10 protein-coding genes are annotated in these 15,463 nt (G+C 39.4%); all 10 read left to right on the top strand.

Annotated elements, in window-relative coordinates; genetic code table 11:
- Window positions 1-127 precede the first annotated feature (127 nt).
- Complete coding sequence (gene pcrB / locus GH754_RS13905) at window positions 128-820, top strand: heptaprenylglyceryl phosphate synthase (protein WP_153729298.1); 693 nt, start codon at window positions 128-130, stop codon at window positions 818-820.
- Window positions 821-835: 15 nt separating this feature from the next.
- On the top strand, window positions 836-3,061 hold the full coding sequence (gene pcrA, locus GH754_RS13910; RefSeq protein ID WP_323742026.1) for a DNA helicase PcrA: 2,226 nt from the start codon (window positions 836-838) through the stop codon (window positions 3,059-3,061).
- Window positions 3,062-3,076: 15 nt separating this feature from the next.
- Window positions 3,077-5,080, top strand: coding sequence for an NAD-dependent DNA ligase LigA (ligA, locus tag GH754_RS13915; RefSeq protein WP_153729299.1), 2,004 nt, complete (start codon window positions 3,077-3,079; stop codon window positions 5,078-5,080).
- Window positions 5,081-5,095: 15 nt separating this feature from the next.
- Window positions 5,096-6,313, top strand: coding sequence for a CamS family sex pheromone protein (locus GH754_RS13920; protein WP_153729300.1), 1,218 nt, complete (start codon window positions 5,096-5,098; stop codon window positions 6,311-6,313).
- Between the two features lie 415 nt (window positions 6,314-6,728).
- The gene (gene putP, locus GH754_RS13925) at window positions 6,729-8,192 is read left to right on the top strand and encodes a sodium/proline symporter PutP (protein WP_153729301.1); all 1,464 of its coding nucleotides are present in this window, start codon (window positions 6,729-6,731) and stop codon (window positions 8,190-8,192) included.
- Between the two features lie 424 nt (window positions 8,193-8,616).
- Complete coding sequence (aceB, locus tag GH754_RS13930) at window positions 8,617-10,209, top strand: malate synthase A (protein WP_323742027.1); 1,593 nt, start codon at window positions 8,617-8,619, stop codon at window positions 10,207-10,209.
- Window positions 10,210-10,223: 14 nt separating this feature from the next.
- A complete protein-coding gene (aceA, locus tag GH754_RS13935) occupies window positions 10,224-11,507 on the top strand; it encodes an isocitrate lyase (RefSeq protein WP_153729302.1) in 1,284 nt (427 codons plus the stop codon).
- A gap of 647 nt (window positions 11,508-12,154) precedes the next feature.
- Window positions 12,155-12,445, top strand: coding sequence for an Asp-tRNA(Asn)/Glu-tRNA(Gln) amidotransferase subunit GatC (gene gatC / locus GH754_RS13940; RefSeq protein ID WP_153729303.1), 291 nt, complete (start codon window positions 12,155-12,157; stop codon window positions 12,443-12,445).
- Window positions 12,446-12,458: 13 nt separating this feature from the next.
- Entirely contained in the window at window positions 12,459-13,931 is a 1,473-nt protein-coding gene (gene gatA, locus GH754_RS13945) for an Asp-tRNA(Asn)/Glu-tRNA(Gln) amidotransferase subunit GatA (protein WP_153729304.1), read from the top strand.
- Complete coding sequence (gatB, locus tag GH754_RS13950) at window positions 13,928-15,358, top strand: Asp-tRNA(Asn)/Glu-tRNA(Gln) amidotransferase subunit GatB (protein WP_153729305.1); 1,431 nt, start codon at window positions 13,928-13,930, stop codon at window positions 15,356-15,358. The genes gatA and gatB overlap by 4 nt, the downstream gene beginning before the upstream one ends.
- Window positions 15,359-15,463 lie beyond the last annotated feature (105 nt).

Below are 15,463 nucleotides of genomic sequence, written 5' to 3' on the forward strand. Positions count from 1 at the left end.
ATATCCTTTCTGTTGTCACAAGTTACCTGCAATTTTTACTTATTTACGTGCGAATGTCGTTTCTAATTCGAGGTGGTTTTTTGCTATAATAAAGGGTATGTAATTTAAAGATAGAGGACGGTAATCTATGTACGATATAAATAAGTGGAGACATATGTTTAAATTAGATCCTAACAAAGAAATTTCAGATGAGAATTTAGAAAGGATCTGTGAGTCAGGGACAGATGCAATCATTGTTGGAGGAACGGATGATGTTACGCTTGATGATGTATTACATCTACTAGCTAGAATTCGTCGTTACACAGTGCCTTGTGTACTCGAAATTTCTAATGTGGAGTCAGTGACACCTGGCTTTGACTATTACTTTATTCCATCTGTTTTAAATAGTGAAAATAAAAAATGGTTTATGGATTTGCACCATCAAGCAGTGAAGGACTTTGGGGATATTATGAACTGGGACGAGATTATGATGGAAGCGTATTGTATGTTAAATCCGGATTCCAAGGCCTTTCAATATACGAATTCCAAAGTCGTTGAGGACAAAGATGTACTAGCCTATGCTCAAATGGCTGAAAAGATGTTTCGTTTTCCGATTTTTTATCTCGAATATAGTGGAACATATGGGAACCCTGAGTTGGTCAAGCGTGTACAGGGGAAATTAGAAGAAACTCTACTCATCTATGGTGGTGGGATTCAGAGCCCTGAACAAGCCAAGGAAATGGCCCAATTTGCTGACATTGTAGTAGTTGGCAATTCTATATATGATCGTTTCAAAGAGTCATTAAAAACCGTAAAAGCAGTAAAGAATATGAAAAACTAGTTAGGTGGGGTTATTGTGAGTTTTACCGTTGACGACATTGTAAAAGGAATGAACGAACCACAGGCGCAAGCTGTAAAACATACAGAAGGACCGCTTTTAATTATGGCAGGAGCGGGAAGTGGGAAGACGAGGGTATTAACTCATCGTATTGCATATCTTCTCCATGAAAAGGGTGTGGCACCATACAACATTATTGCCATTACCTTTACGAATAAAGCGGCACGCGAAATGAAGGAACGGGTACATAACCTGGTTGGAGCAGGAGCTGAGGAAATTTGGTTATCCACCTTTCACTCCTTATGTGTCCGCATTTTACGTCGAGATATTGATCGGATTGGTATGAATCGTAACTTTTCTATCCTAGATTCTGGTGATCAATTATCAGTTATTAAACAAATTTTAAAGGATCTAAATTTGGACCCTAAAAAGTGGGATCCCCGTGCTATGCTTAATGCTATTAGCTCAGCCAAGAATCAGCTGGTGACACCTGAGGAGTTTAGTAAAGAAGCCAATAATATATATGAAGATAAAACAGCGGAAGTCTTTAAAATGTATCAAAAAACATTAACAAAGAATGATGCATTAGATTTCGATGATTTGATTATGAAAACAATTCAGCTGTTTGAACGGGTTCCAGAGACATTACAATATTATCAAAGACGTTTTCAATATATTCATGTTGATGAGTATCAGGATACGAACCATGCTCAATATCAGCTTGTTAAAATGCTGGCTGAAAGGCATCAAAACCTTTGCGTGGTTGGGGATTCGGATCAGTCTATTTATCGCTGGCGTGGAGCAGATATTGCCAATATTTTATCCTTTGAAAAGGATTATCCATCTGCACGTGTCATTTTGCTAGAGCAAAACTATCGTTCAACCAAAACAATCTTAAAAGCAGCCAACCATGTGATCCAAAACAACACCTCTCGTAAACCAAAGGAGCTTTGGACCGATAACACAGATGGAGAAACGATTACCTTTTATCAGGCAGCAAGTGAACGAGATGAGGCCATTTATGTTGTGGACCAATTAGAAACCTTAGTTCAAGAGGAAAATCTCCAGTATCGAGATATAGCCGTTTTGTATCGGACAAATGCTCAGTCTCGTGCGATGGAGGACGCTTTGGTGAAATCCAATATTCCGTACCAAATTGTGGGCGGAACTAAGTTCTATGATCGTAAGGAAATTAAAGATTTATTAGCCTATTTACGCCTGATTTCCAATCCGAACGATGACATCAGTTTCCAACGAGTGGTCAATGAACCGAAACGTGGAATTGGGAAAACATCGATGGATAAGTTAATCGCCTATGCTCAATATCATGATATTTCCCTTTATGAAGCAGCATCAGATGCTGTAATGACCGGGATGAGTAAAAAAGCCGCAAATGGCGTTTCCTCCTTCCATCAAATGATTAAAAATTGGACTCAAATGCAGGAGTTTCTATCTGTAACAGAAATTGTGGAGGAAGTTCTAGAAAAAACAGGCTATGAGGAAATGCTAAAAAACGAAAAGACCTTAGAAGCCCAAAGCCGGCTAGAAAACATTAACGAATTTAAAACTGTTACAAACCAATTTGAATCTAGCAATGATGATAAAAGCTTGATTGCCTTCTTAACGGATTTAGCTTTAATTGCGGACATTGATAAAGTTGATGAAGAAGATGATGATAATAAAGTCGTTCTCATGACCCTTCACTCAGCGAAAGGCTTGGAATTTCCAGTGGTCTTTTTAATTGGAATGGAGGAGAGTGTTTTTCCGCATAGTCGTTCCTTAATGGATGAAGAGGAAATGGAAGAAGAGCGTCGACTAGCCTATGTAGGGATTACCCGGGCTGAACAAAAGCTTTATATGACGCATGCCAAAATGCGTACATTATATGGCCGAACCAATATGAATCCAGTTAGTCGCTTTATCCATGAAATTCCAGATGAGTTTATAGAGAAAAATATCGATTCACCGATGGGTTCATCATCTGGGTTTACTGCATCTTCTCTTTCACAAGAGCGTCCATCAAAACCAGTTAAGCGTAAGGCGCAGCAGATGAAACGAGGCTCAACCGGTGGAGAAAGCGTTGATTGGAGTGCTGGTGACAAAGTACAGCATAAGAAATGGGGCGAAGGAACGGTTGTCAAGGTTCAAGGTAGTGGTGATGAAATGGAGCTAGATATCGCCTTTCCAGCACCAGTAGGAATAAAACGGTTGCTAGCAAGGTTTGCTCCAATCTCGAAAGGATAAGTGAGGTGCATCTGAATGGATAAGCAAGAGGCAATAGCAAAGTTGGAGACTTTGCGTGAACAATTAAATCAGTTTAATTATGAATACCATGTGCTGGACAAGCCGTCTGTCTCAGATCAAGAGTATGACATGAAAATGCGTGAGTTAAAGGATATTGAGGAACAATATCCTGAACTCATAACTCCAGACTCCCCAAGTCAACGTGTTGGTGGAGAGCCAATTGATGCCTTTCAAAAGGTTCAGCACAATATACCGATGTTGAGCCTAGGTAATGCCTTTAACGAAGAGGAGCTCCGTGATTTTGACCGCCGTGTACGTGAAGGGACAGATGCAACCAATATCTCGTATGTTTGTGAGTTAAAAATTGACGGGTTAGCCATATCTTTAAGGTATGTTGAGGGATTATTAGAAAGAGGAGCGACTCGTGGAGACGGGAAAACAGGTGAGGATATTACAACAAACCTGAAAACAATTCGTAGCATCCCGTTAAAAATCAAAGAAACCCAGCCAATTGAGGTCCGTGGCGAGGCGTTTATGCCAACCAAGTCCTTTCAAGCTTTAAATGAAAAAAGAGAGCAAAACGGAGAGGACCTATTCGCAAACCCTCGAAATGCAGCAGCAGGCTCCTTAAGGCAATTAGATCCGAAAATTGCCGCCTCACGAAACCTTGATATTTTTATTTATAGTGTAGGAGAATGGGAGGCAGGTGAGTTAGCCTCACATAGTGAGCGGTTAGCCTATTTAAAGGAGTTAGGGTTTAAAATTAATCCGGAAACAAAAACCTGCAAAAGTATCGATGAAGTCATTGAGTATGTGCAATATTGGACAGAGCATCGTCCAGACTTAAGCTATGAAATCGATGGAATTGTGATTAAGGTTGACCAAATAGATATACAGGATGAGCTTGGCTTCACAGCCAAAAGTCCACGCTGGGCGATAGCCTACAAGTTTCCAGCAGAAGAAGCAGTGACCAAACTAACGGATATTGAACTCAGTGTAGGAAGAACTGGTGTCGTAACGCCTACTGCACTTTTAGAGCCGGTAAAGGTAGCAGGAACGACAGTAAAGCGTGCCTCCCTGCATAATGAGGACTTAATCCGTGAAAAGGATATCCGGATTGGCGATACAGTGGTCATTAAAAAAGCAGGAGATATCATCCCAGAGGTGGTACGTGTTGTGGTGGATGAACGAAAAGGTGATGAGGAACCGTTTGAGATGCCAACTCACTGCCCGGAATGTGAAAGTGAGCTTGTACGTTTAGAGGAAGAGGTTGCCCTACGCTGTATTAATCCAAATTGTTCGGCTCATTTAAGGGAAGGTCTCATTCATTTTGTGTCTAGAAATGCGATGAACATTGATGGGTTAGGTGAAAAGGTCATTAAGCAATTATTTGACGAAGAGCTCGTACATACCATTGCTGACCTCTATCGATTAGATAAGGAAGATCTGCTAAAACTAGATAGAATGGGTGAAAAGTCTGTTCAAAATCTGTTAGAGGCTATTGCACACTCCAAAGAAAATTCATTAGAGCGTTTATTGTTTGGTCTAGGTATTCGTTATGTAGGAAGTAAGGCATCACAGACCTTAGCGGAGAATTTCCATCATATCAATGGATTAATGAAGGCAGAAATAGAGGAATTAATCGCCATACAAGACATCGGGGAAAAAGTGGCGGATTCCATTGTACGCTATTTTGAAAAGCCTCAGGTTCAATCCCTAATACAGGAATTAAAGGAACTTGGCTTGAATATGGAGTACAAAGGTATAACTTCTGAGGATATTGCAGAAGACTCTCCTTTCTCTGGCAAAACAGTTGTTCTAACAGGAAAACTTGAAGAGCTTTCACGATCTGAAGCAAAAAAACAAATTGAAGCATTAGGTGGTAAAGTCACTGGTAGTGTGAGCAAAAATACTGATATACTTGTTGCAGGGGCAGACGCAGGCTCAAAATATGATAAAGCACAGAAACTGGGAGTTACGATTTGGGACGAACAGCAATTACAGGATGCCTTAAGTTAGAACGGGGTGAATATGATGAAAAAAGCATTCCTACTCTTCATCTCCATCATGTTCGTTTTCGTAGGATGCACACCTTCCTACGAAAACGATGAAGAAATAATCCAAGATACAGATGAGGAGGAAACAGAAACAGCGATTATCCCAAACTATAATATATCGGATGAAGAGTACAAAGTGATTCTACCTTACAAACCTGGAAAGGCACGTGGGGTAATTGTAAACCAGGTATTTAATCGTTACGATATCGATGAAATGGAAGAAGGATTACGAAGGCACTCTAAATCTGTTTTTGATCCGGAGAACTATTATTTTCGAGAAGGTCAATACCTAAGTGAAGATGTAGTTTATCGTTGGTTGGGAAGACAAAAAACGGACCAGGAATGGGAAGATTATGTGAAAAGCCATGAAGACAGAGGGGCAAGAGTACCATTAACAAAGGAACAATATCAAAGTGGATTAAATCCAACTCTTGAAGGCGATGAAAGTAAAGCAGAATCCTATCGCGATAACCCTAGATATATATCCCATATTTTAGAGCAAAATTACTTACAGAAGACAAGCGAAAATAAAGTGGATTTAAAAGGAATTTCAATAGGACTCGCTTTAAAGTCAGTCTATCAATTTGAAACACAAATAGATGGAAAGCCTGGACCAACTTATTATGAAGATATTAGTGAAGAAAAGATGCTAGCTAAGGGAAAAGAATATGCCCAAATTATCTTAGAGCGAATCAGGGAAATAGAAGAAGCGAAAAATGTCCCTATCGTGATTGCTTTATTTAGAGAAGAAGAGCAATCATCACTTGTACCTGGTAATTATGTCACCAAGACAGTAGTTGAAGCGGACAGTACCTCAATTGGTGAATGGGAACCTATTAACGAGGACTATATGCTCTTCCCATCAGATGAAGCGGAAGAGAAATATCCAAACGATGCCACAATGATGAATGATTTTACAAGTGAAGTAAGAGACTTCTTCCCAAATTTTGTTGGGGTCATTGGTAAGGGATTCTATACAAATAATGAATTACAGGAGCTTAAAATTGAGGTGCCTATTGAGTTTCATGGCAAAACAGAGATTGTTGGGTTTAGTCAATTTGCATATGGCTTAATGATGGAAACCTTCACGAACCAGTATGATGTTGAAATCAACGTTCAATCTCCGGAAAAGCAAGAAGCACTTTTAGAAAGAGAAGTTGGAGAAGAAGAACCTAATGTGTATATTTATCAATAGACACATATACACTAGTTTAAACTCAGGTAATGACCACTTATCTTTGGTGGCCATTACCTTTTTTAAAAATTAAGGGTCGAAACTACTCTGAAAATGTTGAAAACGTAGCCCTTTTTTCGTAACTAGAGTTGCCTTATCTTGTGAATATCGCAGTATATCAGTGCAATTGGTCGAATGTCATAGGATATTCGGCATACCTTGTCTAATAGTGACGAAAATGTGATATAGGGCCTGTATATCTTTTTTGAAATATTTATACAATTCACTTAATATATATATGATGTAACCAAAAAGGGGGGATAAAAGTGGAGGACTTTGCCATATCAGGCGCAACATGGTTTTGGTTCTTTGTTCCAATGCCAGTATTAATTATTCTATCAGCTATATCATTATTTAGAAGAGGTGAACGCAACTAATGACAACATTAATCACATTTATAGTTTATTTAGCTGGAATGCTAGCCATTGGTATTATTGGATACCGTTTAACTAGTAATCTATCAGACTATTTCTTAGGTGGTAGACGTCTAGGACCAGGGGTGGCAGCTTTAAGTGCTGGTGCATCTGATATGAGTGGCTGGCTATTATTAGGTTTACCAGGTGCTATTTACGCATCAGGTTTAGTTGGAGCTTGGATTGCAGTTGGGTTAGCGATTGGTGCTTATCTAAACTGGCAGTTTGTTGCGAGACGTTTACGGACTTATACTGAAGTATCAAATGATTCTATTACTATTCCGGACTTTTTTGAAAATCGTTTTAAGGATAATTCCCATATCCTCCGTCTAGTATCTGCTATTGTTATATTATTCTTCTTTACGATCTACACAGCATCAGGAATGACTGCAGGTGCAAAATTATTCAGTTCTTCATTTGATTTATCTTATACACAAGGTCTTTGGATTGGTGCAATCGTTATCATTGCATATACGTTCCTTGGTGGGTTTATTGCAGTAAGTTGGACTGACTTTATCCAAGGTATTCTTATGTTTTTCGCTCTTATTATTCTACCAATTGTAGCCATTAGTGAACTTGGTGGTTGGCAAGAAACATTGAATGTTATTGGTCAAGCAAGTGATGGTGTTCATTTAGAAATGTTAGCTGGTGTAGGGGCTATAGCTGTTATTTCTAACCTTGCATGGGGCCTTGGTTATTTTGGGCAACCACATATCTTGGTTCGTTTTATGGGTCTAAAATCACACAAGGATGTACCAAAGGCTCGTTTTATCGGTACTACTTGGATGGTTGTAGGTTTATATGGAGCTATATTTGCTGGTTTAGCTGGATATGCATTGAGTCAAGAAGGGATGTTAACACTTGGAGATGGAGAAGAAGTATTTATTTTAATGTCTCAGGTTCTTACACATCCACTTGTGGCAGGTGTGTTGCTTGCAGCAATCCTATCTGCAATTATGAGTACAATTGACTCTCAGCTTCTTGTATCCTCATCAGCACTTGCTGAGGATTTCTATAAAGGAATTTTCCGTAAGAATGCTTCTGATAAAGAGCTAGTTACTGTAGGTCGGCTCTCGATTGCGATTATCGCCATTATTGCGATTTTAATTGCAAGTAACCCAGATAATTCAGTTCTTGGACTTGTAAGTTATGCTTGGGCTGGTTTTGGTGCAGCATTTGGTCCAATTGTACTTCTATCCCTATTTTGGAAACGTGTAACTGCTGTTGGTGCAATTGTTGGTATGATTGCCGGTGCAGTTACAGTAGTTGTTTGGGCTAATATTAAAGGCGGGATTTTTGAACTATATGAAATCGTTCCAGGTTTCCTATTGAATTTAGTTCTTGCTGTTGTACTAAGCTTAGCGACTAGTCCTAAGCCAGAAATGGAAGAGGAATTTGAAAAGGCGCGTCAAATGGCGCAAGAATAATATAGTATTGAAGAAGGGATGCCTGATGAGGGCATCCTTTTTTTGTGCTTTATAATGGTGCGCGGGCACGGATGTGCTGCTCCCGCTGTGACTTTAGTATATTCAGGTCAAACTTCAGTTAACTCTATGTGTATTTTAGCTTTTGTATGTCGATTTCAGCAACTCCAATCCCAACTTTAGCTTATTCCCGAATCTTTAGTTTTTACATAAGGAAATTCAGCAAATCCTGTTTCCGTGTTCAGCATCCTTATCACCAACTTCAGCATGCCTCTTCAAGCCACATCTCTCCTACATCGATCCCACCCATTGTCGAATTTTGTTGCTAACTTTTTCCTGAAAAGGGGTTACAAAATCAAATTTACTGTTATATAATACAAATCAAATAAATGATTCTGTATTATAACAAACAAGGGGTGATGAAACAGTGGCAACCAAAATTGCAGGGATAACAAAGGAAACAGAGAGGAGGCGGGAGGATACAGAGATCTTAACTGCAGGAGCTTTAGTCTTTTTACAGCAGCTTGAAAGAAAGTTTGGCGAACGAAGAAATGAACTGTTACAGGACAGACAAGAACGACAGAAGAGATTTGATTCAGGGGAGCTGCCTGATTTTCTTCCTGAGACGAAGCACATTCGAGAAGGTGACTGGACGATAGCTCCAATTCCCGATGAAATTAAAGATAGAAGAGTGGAGATTACGGGTCCAGTGGATCGAAAAATGGTGATCAATGCTCTTAACTCAGGAGCTAAGGTTTTTATGGCTTGCTTTGAAGATGCTACTTCACCAACATGGGATAACCTCATACATGGCCAGATTAACCTCAAAGATGTAGCGCGACGCTCCATTGAGTTTACAAATGATAGGGGGAAAAAATATGAATTAAATGAGAATCCAGCAGTATTATTTGTCCGACCAAGAGGCTGGCATTTAGACGAAAAGCATTTGGTAGTAGATGGAAAGCCTATGAGTGCTAGTTTATTTGATTTTGGTTTATACTTTTATCATAATGCTGAAAAACTGATCGAGTCAGGAACAAGGCCATACTTTTACCTTCCTAAACTCGAAAGTCATTTAGAGGCTAGATTGTGGAATGATGTGTTTATATTTGCCCAGAAGTACTTCGGAATACCAAAAGGAACAATCAAGGCTACTGTATTAATTGAGACAATTACAGCTGCCTTTGAGATGGATGAAATTTTACATGAGCTTAGAGATCATTCAGCGGGACTAAATTGTGGACGTTGGGACTATATTTTTAGTTACTTAAAAAAGCGACAATCGCATGCCGACGTCGTTTTGCCTAATCGCTCCATCGTTACGATGACAGTTCCATTTATGAGGGCTTATTCATTATTGACTATTCAAACCTGCCATAAGCGAAATGCACAGGCTATAGGTGGGATGGCAGCACAAATTCCAGTGAAGGGGGATGATGAAGCAAACCGTGATGCCTTTAATAAAGTGAAAAACGATAAAGAGCGGGAAGCAAAGGATGGCCATGATGGAACATGGGTTGCACATCCTGGTCTAGTTCCAGTAGCCATGGAAGTATTTAATCAGGAAATGCCAACAGCTAATCAGATTCACTTGCAAAAACTAAAGGATATAGAAGTTTCAGCAGAAGAGCTGTTAGAGGTTCCTGAGGGTAATATTACCGAAGTGGGTTTACGACAGAATATTCGCGTGGGGATTTTATACATTGCTAACTGGCTACAAGGCAGAGGTGCTGTTCCAATCAACAATTTGATGGAGGATGCGGCAACTGCAGAAATCTCAAGGGCCCAAATTTGGCAGTGGATTCGCCATCCACAAGGACAATTGGAGGATGGAAGGGACATTACCATCTCGCTATATGAACAATTCAAGAAGGAGGAATTGGATAACCTGATTTCAGAAATTGGAGAAGAGGTATTAGAACAGGGTAGATACTATGAAGCTGTTGAGCTTTTTGACGAATTGATTTTACAGGATGAATTTATAGACTTTTTAACTTTACCTGGTTATGAAATTTTATAAGGGAGGAATTGTCGATGGAAAACAAAAGAGTAAAACAGTTGGAGGAAAGCTGGGAATTGGATAGTCGTTGGAAAGGGATCGAGCGCTCGTATACAGCAGAAGAAGTAATTGGTCTTCGCGGTTCCATTGATATCGAGTACACACTGGCGAAAAAAGGTGCGGAGAAATTATGGAACTATTTAAACACCGAGGACTATATTAACGCACTTGGAGCATTAACTGGAAATCAAGCTGTTCAACAGGTAAAGGCAGGATTAAAGGCCATTTATTTGAGTGGCTGGCAAGTGGCTGCAGATGCGAATTTATCAGGGCAGATGTATCCTGACCAAAGCTTATATCCAGCCAATAGTGTTCCAAATGTGGTTAAACGAATTAATCAAGCATTACAAAGAGCTGATCAAATTCACTTCTTAGAAAATGATCAAACGTTTGATTGGTTTCAACCCATTGTTGCCGATGCTGAGGCCGGGTTTGGCGGACAGTTAAATGTGTTTGAGCTTATGAAGCAAATGATTGAAGCGGGGGCATCAGGTGTTCATTTTGAGGATCAGCTATCTTCAGAGAAAAAATGTGGTCATTTAGGCGGAAAAGTATTACTGCCAACACAAACAGCTGTGCGAAATTTAATCTCTGCTCGACTTGCAGCAGATGTAATGGGCACACCGACCATCCTTGTTGCTCGAACTGATGCCAATGCAGCTGATATGGTGACGAGTGATGTAGATCCTTATGACCATCAGTTTATTACAGGTGAACGAACAAGTGAAGGGTTTTTCCGTACAAAGGCTGGGATAGAGCAAGCTATTAGTAGAGGTTTAGCGTATGCACCATATGCCGATTTAATTTGGTGTGAAACATCGGAGCCTAACTTAGAGGAAGCGAAACGCTTTGCTGATGCTATTCATGAAAAGTTTCCAAATAAACTACTAGCCTATAACTGCTCTCCATCCTTCAATTGGGAGAAAAAGCTTGATGAAAAGACCATTGCAAACTTCCAGCAGGAGCTAAGTAAAATGGGGTATAAATTCCAGTTCGTTACACTAGCAGGCTTCCACGCTTTAAACCATAGCATGTTTGAGCTAGCTAGAGGGTATAAGGAACGAGGAATGGCTGCATACTCTGAATTACAACAAGCAGAATTTGCTAGTGAGGTGTATGGCTATTCAGCTACAAGGCACCAGAGGGAAGTTGGAACTGGTTACTTTGATCAAGTATCAACGATTGTATCCGGTGGTAGTTCATCCACAACCGCACTAAAAGGATCAACCGAAGAAGAACAATTTACCGTAAAATCGTAAAAATTCATATTGCCGTATGAAATTCTAGGTCTACTCTGTTGCCGCAGAGTAGACCTTCTTTTTTCCCTCTGGCTTAAAATAAACATAGCAACTGTTAGGGATTAGTGCAATGCTTTTATATTATGAAAATAGTTAAACAAACGTTTGTTTGAACGGTTATATACTGCTTTTTATATAGGTTTGAACTATATTGAACAAACGTTTGTTTAATTTATTTGGGGGAGAATAAGAGAAAAGCGATGTGATTTAAACAAACGTTTGATTAAATGGCCGTATCCCTCTTCCCATATATCTTTACCCCTTATTAAACAAACGATTGTTTAGTTTTGAGGGAAGGAATGACGTTGAGCGGGGATATTCAAACAAACGTTTGATTGAATTTGAGGGTATGAGGATGAAATAGAGGATAAAATAGAGGATATATAGATAAACAAACGTTTGATTGATTAAAAGGGAAATCTTGTTATACATAGGATTAGATAGTTTAAACAAACGTTTGTTTAAACCCAATTATCATCGTCATACATCAGGCGACCTCCCCTATTAAGTATGTTAAAATGAAATAGGTGTAAGTTGCTATCAAATAGGAAAATTTGCTATTATAAATAATTATTGTGAGTGTTCGAACATAATGGAGGTGTAACAGAATGGCAGAGATATCTAAGGATCAGGTGAAGCATGTGGCAAACCTTGCTCGTCTTGCTGTAACAGAAGAGGAAGCGGAGAAATTAACCGAAGAATTAGGCTCTATTATTAAATTTGCTGAGCAACTAAATGAATTGGATACGGAAAACGTAAAACCAACAACACACGTTCTAGATTTGAAAAATGTTCTACGTAAAGATGAGCCAAAAGAGTGGTTAACACAAGAAGAAGCATTAAAGAATGCACCGGACAAAAAAGATGGACAATTCCGTGTTCCATCTATTTTAGAGTAAGGAGGTAGAATAGATGTCATTATTTGATTATTCCATCAAGGAGTTACAAGAGAAGATACATAATAAAGAGATTAAGGTTCAAGAGCTTGTAGATGCCTCTTACCAAAGAATTAAAGAGGTAGATGGACAAGTGAAAGCCTTTCTTACATTGAATGAAGAGGAAGCACGTCAGCAAGCTGCTAAATTAGATGAAAGAGAAGCTACAGCTGATGAGGTTCTCTTTGGCCTACCAGCAGGAATTAAGGACAACATAGTCACGAATGGTCTACGTACGACTTGTGCTAGTCAATTCCTAGATAATTTTACAGACCCGTTGTATGACGCGACTGTGATGAAAAAATTAGATGATGCAAAGTCCATAACGATTGGAAAATTAAATATGGATGAGTTTGCAATGGGTTCCTCCAATGAAAACTCTAGCTATGAGGCTACACGCAACCCGTGGAACACGGATCATGTTCCTGGTGGTTCTAGCGGTGGTTCAGCAGCAGCTGTTGCATCTGGACAAGTTTTATATGCACTTGGTTCTGATACAGGTGGCTCCATTCGTCAGCCAGCTGCATTCTGTGGTGTTGTTGGGTTAAAGCCTACCTATGGACGTGTATCACGTTTTGGGCTTGTTGCCTTTGCATCCTCTCTAGATCAAATTGGGCCATTAACTCGAACAGTTGAAGATAATGCAAGAGTACTAGAGGTAATCTCTGGACACGACCCAATGGATTCTACAAGTGCGAATGTAGATGTTCCGAAATACACTGATGCTTTAACAGGTGATGTAAAAGGTCTTAAAATAGCTGTACCTAAGGAATACTTAGGTGAAGGGGTAACAGAAGAGGTTCGCGACTCTATACTACAGGCACTAAAGAAATATGAGGAATTAGGTGCAGAGTGGGAAGAGGTTTCGTTACCACACTCTAAGTATGCTGTTGCTACCTATTATCTATTAGCATCCTCTGAAGCTTCAGCAAACCTAGCAAGATTTGACGGAGTTCGCTATGGTGTTCGAGCTGAAGAAGCAGAGTCCATGATGGATATGTTTAAGCTGTCGCGTAGTCAAGGATTTGGTGAAGAAGTAAAACGACGCATTATGCTTGGTACCTTTGCTTTAAGCTCAGGCTACTATGATGCTTACTATAAGAAGGCACAAAAAGTACGTACTTTAATTAAACAAGACTTTGATCAAGTACTTGAGAAGTATGACGTCATTATGGGGCCAACTACTCCTACACCAGCCTTTAAAGTAGGGGAAAAAATTGCTGATCCATTAACAATGTATGCGAATGATATTTTAACCATTCCAGTTAACCTAGCAGGCGTACCAGGAATCTCCATCCCATGTGGATTCTCAACAGAAGGGTTGCCAATTGGCTTACAAATTATCGGTAAGCACTTTGATGAGGGAATGGTTTATCGTGCCGCACATGCTTTTGAACAAGCGACCGATTACCATAAAGAGAAGCCAGCGCTTGGAGGTGTACAAGCATGAATTTTGAAACCATAATCGGATTAGAAGTTCACGTCGAATTAAAAACAGCGTCAAAAATCTTTAGTCCAAGTCCAAATGCTTTTGGAGCTGATACGAATACAAATGTTAACCCGATTGATCTTGGTTACCCGGGTGTCTTACCTGTATTAAATGAAGAGGCTGTTAACTTTGCTATGCGAGCTGCAATGGCATTGAACTGTGAGGTTGCAACAGATACAAAATTTGATCGTAAAAATTATTTTTATCCAGATAATCCAAAGGCTTATCAGATTTCTCAATTTGACAAACCAATTGGTGAACATGGATACATTGAAATTGAAGTTGATGGCCAGAAGAAAAAGATTGGCATTACCCGTCTACATTTAGAAGAGGATGCCGGAAAATTAACTCATAGTGATGATGGTTACTCCCTAGTAGACTTCAACCGCCAAGGGACACCTTTGATTGAAATTGTATCGGAGCCTGACATTCGCTCTCCGAAAGAAGCGTATGCCTACTTAGAAAAATTAAAATCCATTATTCAATATACAGGTGTTTCCGATTGTAAGATGGAGGAGGGGTCTCTTCGTTGTGATGCGAACATTTCCCTTCGTCCAATCGGTCAAGAAGAGTTTGGGGTAAAGACGGAATTGAAAAACTTGAACTCCTTTAACTATGTCCAAAAAGGCTTAGAGTTTGAGGAAAAACGTCAGGAAAAAGTATTACTTTCCGGTGGTGAAATCCTACAGGAAACGCGTCGCTATGATGAGCAAACAAAGGAAACAATTCTAATGCGTGTTAAGGAAGGCTCTGATGATTATCGTTACTTCCCTGAGCCAGACCTAGTTCCTTTATATATTGATGAGGACTGGAAGGAAAGAGTTCGAGCAGAAATTCCGGAATTGCCTGATGCACGTAAAGAACGTTACATCAATGACCTAGAATTGCCTGCTTATGATGCAATGGTATTAACGCTTACTAAAGAAATGTCTGATTTCTTCGAGGAAACAATTGCAGCAGGGGCTGATGCTAAATTAGCCTCAAACTGGTTAATGGGTGAGGTTTCAGGTTACCTAAACAAGCATTATAAAGAGCTGCATGAAATTGAATTAACACCAGAATCACTAGCTAAAATGATTCAATTGATTGAAGATGGAACCATCTCTTCTAAAATTGCTAAAAAGGTCTTTAGTGAGCTAGTTGAAAAGGGTGGAGACCCAGAGAAAATCGTTAAAGAAAAAGGTCTCGTTCAAATTTCAGATGAAGGCCAGCTAACTGAAATCATTACTGGCATCCTTGATCAAAACCAACAATCCATTGAGGACTATAAAAATGGTAAAGATCGTGCACTAGGATTCTTAGTCGGACAAGTGATGAAGGCGACAAAAGGTCAGGCTAACCCTAAAATGGTTAATAAAATTTTAATTGCTGAAATGGATAAACGATAAAGAACAGGAAGAGATTAGTACTTGTCTAGTGCTAATCTCTTATTTTTATCGATAAGTTTTAAGTACACACGATTAGCATATAATTTAAAAAGGGTTTGTAACTAT

Origin of the sequence: Salinibacillus xinjiangensis, from assembly GCF_009649735.1 — a bacterium.
GTDB classification, from domain to species: Bacteria; Bacillota; Bacilli; order Bacillales; family Alkalibacillaceae; genus Salinibacillus; species Salinibacillus xinjiangensis.

Bases quoted from the DNA above. Each gene is read 5' to 3' on its own strand.
- pcrB (WP_153729298.1), top strand. From the start codon at position 128: ATGTACGATATAAATAAGTGGAGACATATGTTTAAATTAGATCCTAAC.
- ligA (WP_153729299.1), top strand. From the start codon at position 3,077: ATGGATAAGCAAGAGGCAATAGCAAAGTTGGAGACTTTGCGTGAACAA.
- GH754_RS13920 (WP_153729300.1), top strand. From the start codon at position 5,096: ATGAAAAAAGCATTCCTACTCTTCATCTCCATCATGTTCGTTTTCGTA.
- putP (WP_153729301.1), top strand. From the start codon at position 6,729: ATGACAACATTAATCACATTTATAGTTTATTTAGCTGGAATGCTAGCC.
- aceA (WP_153729302.1), top strand. From the start codon at position 10,224: ATGGAAAACAAAAGAGTAAAACAGTTGGAGGAAAGCTGGGAATTGGAT.
- gatC (WP_153729303.1), top strand. From the start codon at position 12,155: ATGGCAGAGATATCTAAGGATCAGGTGAAGCATGTGGCAAACCTTGCT.
- gatA (WP_153729304.1), top strand. From the start codon at position 12,459: ATGTCATTATTTGATTATTCCATCAAGGAGTTACAAGAGAAGATACAT.
- gatB (WP_153729305.1), top strand. From the start codon at position 13,928: ATGAATTTTGAAACCATAATCGGATTAGAAGTTCACGTCGAATTAAAA.